An 11885-nucleotide genomic window follows, 5' to 3' on the forward strand; every position below is an offset into this window, starting at 1 on the left:
GGCGCATTAGGCAATGCCTTGCAGGGGGAGACAATCCCGCAGGCTGACCAGTCACCCTCTCCTGAATACTGATGCAGGTTTCGGCGTTTGGTCCGACAGGGCGTGGCTCGGGTTGAGTCGCGCCGGACGCTGGGCGAGCCACCCCGACACACGCGGTCCGCCGTTCACGGCCCCGCCTTCCGTGACCGTGCGGACGTGCTCAAACCCGTGGCTGAGGTAGTAGCGCTGAAGCTGGTCGTTCGTCGTCCACGCGTCGAGGCGGAGCCAAGAAGCCTCGGACCGACACGCCCGATCTCCCGCCCAATCGAGCAACCGCCCTCCAAGATTCCGCCCAGCGTGCGTCCTGGCAACTGTCAGCTTGTTCACGAACAACGACGGCTCGGAAAGCTCTTCACTCGACCAAAGCCCGCCTTCCGCCTCCGACGTGAGGGTGATGGTTGCCGCGGTCGTTTCACCATCACGGACCATGAAAACCGTCCCGGCCTCGATGGTGGCCAGCAGGCGGTCCGCCGGATAGGGGCGACTCCACTGGTCCGAACCGAGTTTGGCCAGCCAGGCTGCCGCTTCCTGACGGAACTGCAACAGCCTGGGAAGGTCATCGGCGGTGGCAAGCTCTATGATCACGACTGCCCGCCCTCGACCCGGGTGGGAACTTCACCGATCTCATAGTTCATGCGATTGAGATCTCCTCGGAACGTGGTGATCGTGCACCGGATGACCCTGTCGCCGGCGTAGCCCGTGCGCGTCCAGAGCAGCACCGGCACGCCAGCGCCCACGTCCAGAAGGCGCGATTCATCAGGAGTCGGCATGCGCGTGGCGATCTCGTCGAAGTAGCCACCCTGCTCGATGCCGGCGGCCGCCAGATATCGCGTCGTCCCCTCCGCGATGTCCCCAGGCTCGGCAAGCCGGGGTGCCTCCTTCACGAGCCAGTCGGGGTAGTAGGTCGCCTGGGTGGACCACGGCACGTCATCCACGAAGCGGTGGCAAAACCGTAGGACCGTAGTGGAGCCGACGTCGACCTTGAGGCGTCCGGCGATGTAATCCGTTGCCGGGGTCACCTCAACGCGGAACGTCTGCGTCGGGTGTCGCCCAGCGTTCGTGACATCTGTGCTGTAGGCGTCGCCGTTCTGCGGGAAGGTCAGGTTCTCGAAGCGGGAAGCGTTGAGTTCGAAGACCTCGTGCTTGCGCACCTCGTAGCCGAGGCCCTGGCTGGAGGAGATCAACCCTTCGCCAACCAGGGCGTTCAGGCCCGAGCGGACCGTGTTCCTCGACGCATCGAAGCGGATTGAGAGTTCACTCTCAGACGGCAGCCGAGACCCCGGCGGGTAGACGCCGTTGTCGATCTCGCGACGGAGGGCGTCAGCCACCTGACGGTACTTCGGCTGCTTGTTCATGGCCCCATCATGACGCACTCGCTCAACTTGTTGGTACATGTGGGCCCCAATCCCTTGACGACTCACTGTCCGTGGGTGCAGCATCACTGCATCAGCTTGTACCAACAAGTTGAGCAAGCGGTGCAGCGGGGTCAAGTATGCCCTGCCCTGCTCTGCCTAAAGCACGACTCGCATGACCAGGAGCCCCGCAGCGGACGGGGGGAGGCGACCCGGCGCCTTGTCATTCACCGGAGGGCTAAGACCGAAAGGTCACGTCTCCATACGCCTTCGCCAGGTCGCAGACCTGAAGGGGACACACGCACTGCTCAGCCCTCCGCGCCACTCTCGGCGCTGCCGTTTGCCTCTCCTCCCGTCTCGTACGGGCGGGGTCAAGGAGAGCCGCAGTTCTTCCTGCTCCACAACGAAGTGCAGCCCCGGTGCTGGAACACCGGGGCTGCTGTTCGGTCCCGTTCCTCCGTAGAAGGAGCAAGACCCATGAAGTCCATCGCTGCACTTCACGATGTTGTTACCCCGTGGTCCGACGGCCTGCAGCCGTCGAACGCGGAGCTTGAGGCGATCGAGGTCGAGTTGCCGCTGATCCTGGCGGAACGCGACCTGCTCGACGCGGAGATCATGACGCTGGACCGCACACCCACCGAAGTAGACGTGCAGCGGCTGCGCCGGGCCTGCCGGCGCGTGCTCGCCGCCCGGACCGCGCTGGAGAACCGGGCCGCCCACCTCCCGTCCTCGGGTGGCGCTGCGTGAACCGCACCGGGCGGGTTCTGCTGGTGCTGGCCCTGGTGGCCGTGGTCGGCATGGCGTTCCGAGTCTCGTGGAACGCGCTGCGGGATGTGGCCCGGGCCATCGGTGCGGACACCACGGCCGCGTGGCTGTACCCCTTCGTGGTCGACGGGCTGATGGCCCTCGCCCTCGTCGCCGCCCTCGTCCTGACCGGGGACGCGCGGAAGTTCGCGCTGCGGGTGCTGGCCTCGTACACGCTCGCGTCGCTGGTCCTGAACTACGTGCACGGGCTCGTGCCGGACCTGCACTCGCAGTCGATCGGCTGGAGCCGACTGGCCGAGGGCGACTGGACGAACTGGGCACTGGTGCTGCTGGCGACATCGCTGCCGGTCGGGTCGATCTACTTCGGCTCCGACCTCGTCGCCAAAGTCCTCCACCACCGCCCAACGGCCGACCCGACCGCACCCGAATCGGTGCAGACCAATACAAATCGGTCGATGGCTGAGCTGGGCGAATCCGTGGTGGAAGAGCCCACCGCCCTGCCCGTCCCAGCGCCTGAGCTGGACTCGGCCGGGGCGGTCGATGTGCCGGTCGGTTCGGTCGATGTGTCGGCCGTGCCGGTCGTGGCGGCGGAAGTGTCGCGTCCTCGTCGGGCGACCGGTCGAGTTCCCGTGGCGGCGCGGTCTGCCCGACCGGTCCGGTCGGAGGCCGAACTGTTGGCGGAGGCCCGGAGTCTGACGGAGTCGTGGCCGGTCGAAAAGCTGACCGGTGAGGGGATCCGCAAGGCCCTGCACACCTCCGCGGCCAAGGCCCGGATCGTGCGCGAGGCCCTGAGGGCCGAGCGCGAGCGTGACGCGGCTGCGGTGGTGAGCTGATGGCCACCCTGCCGGTCTACCCCTGGCGGCTCGCCCCGGACGGGCTGGCCACCCGCCGGCAGCTCCGCGCGGCGGGGCTGCGGCCCGGCGGTCAGGACGTCGTGGCCCAGCTTGAGCGTCCGCGTCGGCGGCGCACTCCGCTGACCGCGTTCCTGTACCGCGTGGACCGGGCCAAGCCGGTCCGGCCGATGACCCCGGCCAAGCGCGCGGCTCTGGCCCGGGCGAATGCCGCCCGCCGTACCTGCCCGGCCTGCCGGGCCGATGCCGGATACGTCATCCCGGTCTCGCTCGGCATGTGCGTCCCCTGCGCCTACCCCGAAGCCCCCTGACGGGAGATGACCGTGAACCACCTGCCCGAACCCATCCGGCCGCCCGGCGTCGTGCAACTCCCGGACGGCACCCACATCTACGCCGACCAGCTCCCCGCCCCGTACGCCGGGCCGCAGGTCGTGCACCAGCACATCCACCAGGCCGCCCCGGACAAGACCGTCCAGCGCATAGCCCTCGGCTCCGGAGTCGGCGCCGGCGCGGTCGCGGCCGGCGTGTACTTCGGCCCGCTCCTCGTCGGCGCGCTCACCGCCATCGCTGCCAACCTGGCGATGCTCACCTTCCTCGCCCTGGTCCTCGGCTGGGGCGTCCACACGGTCGTGAAGTCGATCGGCAGCCCCGAGGCCGGGGCGGCCGTGAAGAACGTCGCGAAGGCCCGCCGGAAGCGGAGGCGGTGACGTGTTCGCCGCCGGAGACAAGGTGCGCATCGTCGCGTGCGCCGACGACCCGCGGGCCGTGGGCCGCACGGGACGGATCGTGGACGAGGTTCCGCCGGGGCCGTTGACCGCCGGCCGGTGGACCGTCGCCGGTATCGGCCTGCTGATCGGCCCGGTCCTGTGCCACGGCCACGAACTCTCCAAGACCGGTCCCTGACCGGCCGTCGCAGGTCTGACGTCTGCCTGCCCTCGCCGTCCGTCGTGGCGGGGCGGGTGGGGAGCCGGACAGCCCGGCCTCCGAAAGGAGCCTCTTGATGGCGCAGGACCCGAAGTTCACCGCTCGTGAGATCACGCAGATCGGCTGGTACGCGGCCCGGATGGCCAAGCGCGGGATCGCTGGGGAGAACGTTCACCTGGGCGACTTGCAGAAGAAGGTCGATCGGATCATCGACGGCGCCCGCGACCGCGAGGCCCAGCAGGCCGCCGACCAGGCCGAGGCCGAGAAGGCCGCCCGGAAGAACCGCGCCAGCAATGGCAAGACCCGCAAGTAGCTGTGCCCCGGGGCGGCCGCCCTCTCGCCAAAGAACGCCGGCCGCCCCGGGACCTACCCACCCGCCTTGTCAGCGAGAGCAGGAGTTCTCAGCATGACCGACAACGTCGTCCCCCTCTTCAAAGACCCCACCACCGGCACCTACACCCTCCCCGTCGACACCCCCGACAGCCCGCCCCCCGGCCCGGCCCCGGAGGCGGTCCGGCGGGTGCGGGTGTGGACGCGCTCCGCCTGCGGGATCCGCCGGATCGTCACCGACGAGCGGACCCGTGCGGCGGCGCGGCTGGTGGCCCGGCACGGCATGTACGTCATCGGCGGCACCCGCGTCACCGCCCGCCGCACGTGGGAGGGCCGGACCGCCTCCCGGTACGAGCGGATGATCCGCGCCGCCGAGGCCGGCGGGAACTTCGAGGAGGCCAAGGAGTGGGAGGACCGCCTCACCCGCTACCGCGCCGCCCGCCACCACCGCCGCATGGACCTGCTCAAGGCCCCGCAGAACGCGGTGAAGAGCGCCGGATACGCCACCGGCCTCACCCTCGGCGGTCTGCTCCTGCTGGGGATCGTGCTGGCCATAGCCACGAAAGACCCGTCGTGGATCCTCGCCCCGCTAGCGACGGTGATCGCAGCGGTCCACTGGATCGTGATGGTCGGCACCGTCGTGTGGGGACCCGCGGTCACGGTCGGCCCGTGGCTGGCCCTGCTCGCGCTGTGGGGAGTCGGCCGTAAGCAGCAGACGGCCCCGCAGTGGTCCCTGCCTGCCAAGCAGCGGGACAGCGTGGGCGCTCCGATCACGCCGTCGATCGTCGTCACGGCCCTGCGTGACCTCGGGATCAGCCCGCTGCGTAAGGCCATCAACGAGATGGGCGACGCTGGCGCGCAGATGCTCGGCCCGATCCGGATCGCCGGATGCGGCGTAGAGGTCGATGTCACCTTGCCGTCGGGGGTGTCGACGGAGGAGGTGCAGGGGCGGCGGCGCAAGCTCGCTGAGAACCTGGCCCGCCACCAGCACGAAGTGTTCATCACCATCCCTGTCGCGGCCCGCACGATCCGCCTGTGGATCGCCGACTCCGGCGCCCTCGACGAGCCGATCGGCCCGTCCCCGCTGGTCCTCGAAAAGGCCGTCGCCGCGAACTACAAGACCGGCAAGGCCATCTGGGGCCAGGACCTGCGCGGGGACGCGGCCACCCTCAGCCTGTATCAGCGGATGCTTCTCATCACGGGCAAGTCCAACCAGGGCAAGACCGCCGCCCTGCGCGCACTCGCCCTGTGGGCCGCCTTCGACACCTCGATCGAGTTCCGGATCGCCGACCTTAAGGGCGTCGGGGACTGGGGCATGTTCGACGGCGGTCTCGCCACGACCCTGATCCAGGGCCCGACCGACGCACACGTCGTCAAGGCGACCGAGATGGTCGAAGGCCTCGTCGCAGAGATGGACCGCCGCATCCAGGCCCCGGCCGGAACCGTGTTCACGCCGCTGATCGGGATCGTGGACGAAGCGCAGGTCGCGTTCATGTGCCCCGCCGTCGACGACGACAAGCACCCCTACGGCGGATCCAAGGCCACCTCCCGCTACTTCATGGCCGTCCGGAAGATCCACAACCAGGGCCGGGCCGTGGACGTGCTGCTGTGGGAAGGCACGCAGGACCCCACAGACCAGAACCTCCCCAAGCTCGTCCGCGAAGGCGCCCACACCCGCATCTCCCTCGTCCTGGGCACCGAGTCCCAGGCCCGCATGGCCCTCGGCGACAACGCCGTCGACGGCGGCGCCGCACCCCACCAACTCCGACTCGGCCTCGACAAGGGCACCGTCGTCGTCGCCTCCGACGGCATCACCATCCCCGCCGGCCAGACCTCCATCACCGTCCGCACCCACTACATCGACACCGACCAGGCCACCGAAGTCGCCGACCGCGCCAAGGCCCTGCGCGCCGGCATCACCACCACACCCGTCGCCGAGCCCGGCGAGCAGCGCGACCCGCTCACCGACATCCTCACCGTCCTCGGCACCGAGACCCGCGTCCTGACCCAAGACGTCCTCAAGCGGCTCACCGCCCTCGACCAGGACACCTACGGCAAGTGGACGTTCATCGACCTCAAGCGCGCGCTGGAGGGCACCGGCGCCGAGCCGTACAAGTCCGAAGGCCGCATGACCCTCGCCCGCGAACGCGTCGCCCGCGTCGTCGCCTCCCGCACCCCCGACGGTTCCACTTCCGCCGCCGAGTAGAGGGAGGCGACCCCACACACGTCAGGGAGGCAGGGAGAACTCCCTACCAGCCTCCCTGACCCACCTCCCCGGCACTGACCTGCACAAATGATCCACCAGGGAGGCAGGGAGGCGCCCCAGGTCAGACCCCCGAAACCCCCTGCACAACCCTCCCGGCAGGGGGTGCCCAAGCCTCCCTGACCTCCGACCGGCAGGGATTCCGCATCACCCCAGACATGCCGAGAGCGGCCCCCACATCCGCCAAGATTTGGGGCCGCTCTCGTCCAGAACACCAAGGACTGGAGAGACCAGCATGACCCACCCGACCGACATCCCGCGAGACCCCGGCGCCGTGGCCTTACCCGCCACTCTCCACACCGCGCTGCAACTCGCCGAACAGGGACTGCCCGTGCTGCCGCTGCGGCAGGGCAAGGGCCCCATGGGCAACTGCCGCACCTGCCGGAAGAACGCCTGCGGCGGCCGGCCGAACATGAAGACCCCCGGCCCCTGCGCGTGCCCGGCGCCGTGCCACGCATGGGCCGCCGCCACCACCAACCCGCACATCCTCACCTCGCCCGCGTGGGCCCCGGCCTGGCGGCAAGCCGCGGCCGTCGCCTACCACCCGGGCGGGGCCGGGGTCACCGTCGTCGACCTCGACAACCCCGACGCAGTCGCGTGGGCCCGCCAGAACCTCCCGGCGACCAGGACCGTGGCGACCACGCGCGGGGAGCACTGGATCTACTTCGGCGCCATGACCTCCCCCAACGCCGTACGCCCGAGCGTGGACATCAAGTCCTTGATGTCCTACGCCCGCTGGCTCGGGCCCGGCACCGGCGCCATGGTGCAGCTCCCGGACGTCGTGCGGGCGCTCGCCGTGAAGGAGCCCGCAGCGGTCCGGCCGGCGTCTCGTCCCGTGGCTGCGGCTGCGGCTGCGCCGGTCGGGGGCGGGGAGTGCCGGCACCGTTCGCCCGTCTACCTCGAACGCGGCATCGCCATGGCGGAGCAGCGGATCGAGGAGGCTCCGGACAGCATCCACCGGACCGTGTACCGGATGTTCCTCGCGGTGCTGTCCGCGCACGGCCGGTGCGGCTGCCTCACCGACGCCCACATCAAGCGCCTGTTCACCGCCGCGCAGGCCAAGGGCGAGTCCCTGCGGCACTGCGAGGACGCATGGTCCAACGCCGTTGCTGCTCTGGGGATGTGACATGCCTGAGGACGAGAAGAACCCCGCCCGCGAGGTCATCACCGACTACGCGCAGGCTCATTTCCGGTACTTCCGCACCGTGGACGGGACCGTCTACGCCCAGCGCAACGGCCACCCCGTGGCCCGCCCGATCCGCTCCCAGGGCACGACCGGCAGCCACCGGCAGGAACTCATGGTCGGCCTGTACCGCGACGGGGTCGGCGTCTTCAACGGAACCGCCCTCAAGGAGGCACTCGACTTGATCGAAGCACTCGCGCTCACCGAAGACGTCCAGCCTGTCCACATCCGCGTCGCCCCCGGATTCGACGGAGCCACCTGGCTCGACCTGGGCCGCGACGACGGCCAGTCCGTCCGCATCCACCCCAACGGCTGGGACATCCTCACCCCCGACCCCCGGGAGGTCTGCTGGCGCCGCACCCAGCTCACCGGCGAACTCCCCCTCCCCGTCAAGGACACCGACGGCAAGGGCATCGACCTCCTGATGCGCCTGGTCAACTTCTCCAGCGCCCAGAGCGAGGGCCTGGCCCTGGCCTGGCTCGTCGGATGCCTCGGCCCCGACGTCCCCGTCCCCGCCCCGTTCCTCACCGGCCCCCAGGGCGCCGGCAAGTCCACCGCCGGCAAGATGCTCGTCCGCATCATCGAAGGCATGAGCGGCGACCTGCGCCGCCCGCCCAAGGACGAAGAGAACCTCATCACCGCCGTCGCCGCCGGGTGGATCACCGGCCTGGACAACCTCTCCCACCTCGGCCCGGACCTCTCCGACCTCATGTGCTGCATCGTCACCGGTGCCGAGAACATCAAACGCGCTCTGTTCACCGACGGTGACGTCGTCCGCTCCCGCTACCGCCGCCCCCTGCTGCTGACCGGAATCGACGTCGGCGTGATCCGGCCCGACCTCGCTGAACGCCTGCTGCCTCTCCGTCTGGAACGCCCGCGCGTGCGGCGGACCGAGGAGGAGCTGTGGAGGGACTTCGCGCGGGACTTGCCCGTGATCCTCGGGTCCGTGCTCGACCTCGCCGTCAGCGTCCGCGCAGCCCAGGCCGACATCCCGACCGACCTGCGCATGGCCGACTTCGCCCACCTGTGCGCGCAGCTCGATGCCGCCCGCAGCTTCGGCGCGCTGGACGCCTACCGGGCCAGCCTGGACGACCTCAACGACGACGTCATCGAAGGCGACCTCCTCGCGCAGACCGTCCTCAAGCACGCCGCCAACATCGAGCCCGGCGGCGAGGACCGGATGACGTCCGCGGAGTGGCTGCACACCCTCACCCAGCTCTACACCGGAGACGACTTCCGGCCCCAGCCCAAGGGCTGGCCCACCACCGGCAAAGTCCTCTCCGACCGCCTCAAGCGCCTCCAGCCCGTCCTCGCCGCCCGCGGCGTCCTCGTCGACTGGGGCCGCGTCAACACCGCTCGCTACATCGCGATGGCCCGACCCCAGCCCCGGCAGGACGAGCAGAAGGATCTCTTCTAGACCCCGCGTCGGCGGTCCCAGCCGCACAAGCAAGAGGAGCACCCCCCGCCCGGGCGGCCCGGTGCTCTTCTTGTTCTTCGGCGGCCGTGCCGCCGCCCAACGGGCGTGCCGCTTGCGGCTCCGCATTTCGCCCGAAGGCGCACACACCAACAGACACAAGCCCCTCTCTTTTTCCTAAGTAGGAAGACGCTGCGTCACCTGCGTCACGACGGCCCCGAAAACCGGCCCTGACCTGCACCAACAGCGGTGACGCAGAGACCCATTTTCTGCGTCACCGTTCGTCACCTGCGTCACCCCATGACGGACGGCTGCGTCACCGGTGACGCAGGCCCCAAACCCCTGCGTCACTCAAAACCGCAGGTCAGAGCCCCGAGTGACGCAGATGACGCAGTGACGCAGAAATCCCAACCTCGGACACACACGGCCGCCCCGCGCTTCGGCTGGGCTCGCCACGCCCCACCCGACCCGCCGGAGGAGCAATGCCCGCCCAGAGCGACCCCCGCGCCACCCTGCGCGGCGGACTCCCCGACCGCTACCTCACCCCCGACGACATCGCCGAACTGCTCGCCGTACCCCTGGAGACCGTCTACCAGTGGCGGAAGAAGCGCACGGGGCCGCCCGGCTTCCGCGTCGGCAAGCACCTGCGCTACGACCCCACAGCCGTACACGGCTGGATCAACGACCAGATGAACGCGGACGCCCAGCGCGCCGCCTAGACCACCTACTGCCACCACGGGGGCGGCCCACACGGGCCGCCCCCTGGCGTTTCATGAAGGGGCACCACGTGGCCGGCCACATCCAAGACCGCTGGTACAAGACCGAAAAGGGTCCCGACGGCAAGACCCGGCGGGTCAAGACCGACCGCCACGGCACCGGGGCTCGCTACCGCGCCCGGTACGTCGGGCCCGACGGCACCGAAAAGAGCAAGTCCTTCCCGGACAAGCAGAAGCGCCTCGCTGAGCTGTGGTTGAACGAGACCGCGGCCGACATGTCCCGGGGTCAGTACGTGGACCCGCGTGCCAGCCGCGTCACCTTTCGGCAGTTCGCCGAGAAGTGGGTGAAGACCCACACGACGGAGATCAACAGCCGCGAGGCGGCGGAGCGGCGGCTGAGGCTGCACGCCTATCCGTACATCGGCACCCGCCCCATGCCGTCGTTTCAGCCGGGCCACATCCGGACCTGGCTGGGTGAGCTGGAGGAGAACGTCCCAGCCTCCTCGCACCGCCGCATCATCTTCGGCACGGTCAATGCCGCGTTCGCCGCCGCGGTGGATGACGGCCTCCTGCCCAAGAACCCGTGCCGGGCCCGGTCGGTGCAGGTCCCCAAGCCCGCGCCGCCGCGCGTGACGCCGTGGACCCCGGCACAGGTGTGGGGGGTGCGCGCCGCTCTGCCCCAACATCTGCGTACCGCTGTCGACGCCGGCGGCGGATGCGGCCTGCGACAGGGCGAGGTGTTCGGGCTCTCCGAGGAGGAGATCGACTACGAAGGCGCCTGGCTCCATGTGGAGCACCAGCTCAAGCGCATCCGGGGCAAATACGTCTTTGCCCCGCCAAAGGGCGCCAAGGCGCGCTCTGTGCCACTGCCCGGGTCTGTTGCGGCTGCACTGCGCGCGCACTCCAAGCTCCACCCCCCGGTGGCTGTCACCCTGCCCTGGCGGACGCCGGACGGCCCCCTCGTGACGCGGTCGCTCGTCTTCTCCAGCCTGGGCGGCACGTTCATCCGGGTCAGCCACTTCAACGACCACATGTGGAAGCCCGCCCTTGCGGTCGCGGGCATCATCCCTCCGGCCAAGGAGGGTGAGCGGTATGCCTCCGCCCCTCAGCACGGCATGCATGCCCTGCGGCACTTCTACGCGTCCGTCCTGCTGGACGCCGGCGAGAACATCCGGGCCCTGAGTCAGTACCTCGGTCACGCCGACCCGGGCTTCACCTTGCGGACGTACACGCACCTGATGCCCAGCAGCGAGGGGCGGACGCGGAAGGCTGTCGACGGGCTGTTCAAGGCGGCCCCGGACCATGATCACGGCCCAGAGACGGCCCAGTGACCTCCTCAGAGCCCCGGCCAGCAGCGTTCAGGCTGGTCAGGACTCTGCGGGTTAGGGTCGTCGGGACTTCATCTACTTCTGGCCGATCTACACGGGCCAGACGCTCCCGATGGACTCCTGGCGCGGCCGCATGTGGCTGGACACCTGGGTCTAGCAGCGCAGACGAGGTCCCCGACACCCGACGGTGGCGGGGAACGCCACTACTCCGACGGGGTGGGACAGCCGCATGGTGAGACGCAGGAAGGAGAGGAAGAAGCGGCCCGCCTGGGGCATCCCGAAGGGGATCGTGCTGTTGGCGACGCCCGAGGGCTGGCGCCACAGTGTCCTCACCATGGAAGGCGGCATGCTCTGCGGGCGTCTGGACGTGCCGGCCGACACCGACCCACAGGACGCGCGGGCCGCGGCGGCCCGGATGGTGGCCGACCTCGCGCGCGACTTCCACGACACCGACGTCGAGGTGAGCTGGGATCCCCCTCAGGAGCCCTGGTCATGGACGGCACAGGTCACCCTCGCGCCCGGAGCCGAACCGCCTCCGCCGGACGTGCCGGCCGACACCGACCCACAGGACGCGCGGGCCGCGGCGGCCCGGATGGTGGCCGACCTCGCGCGCGACTTCCACGACACCGACGTCGAGGTGAGCTGGGATCCCCCTCAGGAGCCCTGGTCATGGACGGCACAGGTCACCCTCGCGCCCGGAGCCGAACCGCCTCCGCCGGA

14 protein-coding genes are annotated in these 11885 nt (G+C 70.0%); 12 read left to right on the top strand and 2 right to left on the bottom strand.

The window, feature by feature from the left end; translation table 11 throughout:
- Positions 1–51 precede the first annotated feature (51 nt).
- Positions 52–624, bottom strand: coding sequence for a GNAT family N-acetyltransferase (locus E6U81_RS25165; RefSeq protein WP_136232356.1), 573 nt, complete (start codon positions 622–624; stop codon positions 52–54).
- Positions 621–1394, bottom strand: a complete 774-nt coding sequence (locus tag E6U81_RS25170) for a GntR family transcriptional regulator (RefSeq protein ID WP_136232357.1) — start codon at positions 1392–1394, stop codon at positions 621–623. Before E6U81_RS25170 ends, E6U81_RS25165 begins: the two co-directional genes overlap by 4 nt.
- Positions 1395–1868: 474 nt before the next feature.
- Here E6U81_RS25170 and E6U81_RS25175 point away from each other — a divergent pair, with 474 nt between their 5' ends.
- From E6U81_RS25175 to E6U81_RS25230, 12 genes are all read left to right on the top strand, one after another.
- Entirely contained in the window at positions 1869–2138 is a 270-nt protein-coding gene (locus E6U81_RS25175) for a DUF6284 family protein (RefSeq protein WP_136232358.1), read from the top strand.
- Positions 2135–2989, top strand: coding sequence for a DUF2637 domain-containing protein (locus E6U81_RS25180; RefSeq protein ID WP_136232359.1), 855 nt, complete (start codon positions 2135–2137; stop codon positions 2987–2989). The genes E6U81_RS25175 and E6U81_RS25180 overlap by 4 nt, the downstream gene beginning before the upstream one ends.
- Entirely contained in the window at positions 2989–3318 is a 330-nt protein-coding gene (locus E6U81_RS25185) for an RRQRL motif-containing zinc-binding protein (RefSeq protein ID WP_136232360.1), read from the top strand. The genes E6U81_RS25180 and E6U81_RS25185 overlap by 1 nt, the downstream gene beginning before the upstream one ends.
- Positions 3319–3330: 12 nt before the next feature.
- On the top strand, positions 3331–3714 hold the full coding sequence (locus tag E6U81_RS25190; RefSeq protein ID WP_240804010.1) for a DUF6251 family protein: 384 nt from the start codon (positions 3331–3333) through the stop codon (positions 3712–3714).
- A gap of 1 nt (position 3715) precedes the next feature.
- Positions 3716–3910, top strand: coding sequence for a hypothetical protein (locus E6U81_RS25195; protein WP_136232362.1), 195 nt, complete (start codon positions 3716–3718; stop codon positions 3908–3910).
- 97 nt (positions 3911–4007) lie between these two features.
- The gene (locus E6U81_RS25200; protein ID WP_136232363.1) at positions 4008–4244 is read left to right on the top strand and encodes a DUF6257 family protein; all 237 of its coding nucleotides are present in this window, start codon (positions 4008–4010) and stop codon (positions 4242–4244) included.
- 93 nt (positions 4245–4337) lie between these two features.
- Positions 4338–6467, top strand: coding sequence for an ATP-binding protein (locus tag E6U81_RS25205; RefSeq protein WP_136232364.1), 2130 nt, complete (start codon positions 4338–4340; stop codon positions 6465–6467).
- A gap of 292 nt (positions 6468–6759) precedes the next feature.
- Positions 6760–7650 (top strand): bifunctional DNA primase/polymerase, encoded by an 891-nt coding sequence (locus E6U81_RS25210; RefSeq protein WP_136232365.1) that lies wholly within the window; start codon positions 6760–6762, stop codon positions 7648–7650.
- A gap of 1 nt (position 7651) precedes the next feature.
- Positions 7652–9124 carry an ATP-binding protein gene (locus tag E6U81_RS25215; protein WP_136232366.1) on the top strand — a complete coding sequence of 491 codons (1473 nt, stop codon included), beginning with the start codon at positions 7652–7654 and terminating at the stop codon, positions 9122–9124.
- A gap of 479 nt (positions 9125–9603) precedes the next feature.
- A complete protein-coding gene (locus tag E6U81_RS25220) occupies positions 9604–9840 on the top strand; it encodes a helix-turn-helix domain-containing protein (RefSeq protein WP_136232367.1) in 237 nt (78 codons plus the stop codon).
- 68 nt (positions 9841–9908) lie between these two features.
- Positions 9909–11168 (top strand): site-specific integrase, encoded by a 1260-nt coding sequence (locus E6U81_RS25225; RefSeq protein ID WP_136232368.1) that lies wholly within the window; start codon positions 9909–9911, stop codon positions 11166–11168.
- A 226-nt stretch (positions 11169–11394) separates the two neighbouring features.
- Positions 11395–11885, top strand: a 491-nt coding sequence (locus tag E6U81_RS25230) for a hypothetical protein (protein ID WP_136232369.1), incomplete at its 3' end; no start/stop codon positions are given.

Source organism: Streptomyces sp. A0592 (genome assembly GCF_004795115.1).
Classification (GTDB): Bacteria; Actinomycetota; Actinomycetes; order Streptomycetales; family Streptomycetaceae; genus Streptomyces; species Streptomyces erythrochromogenes.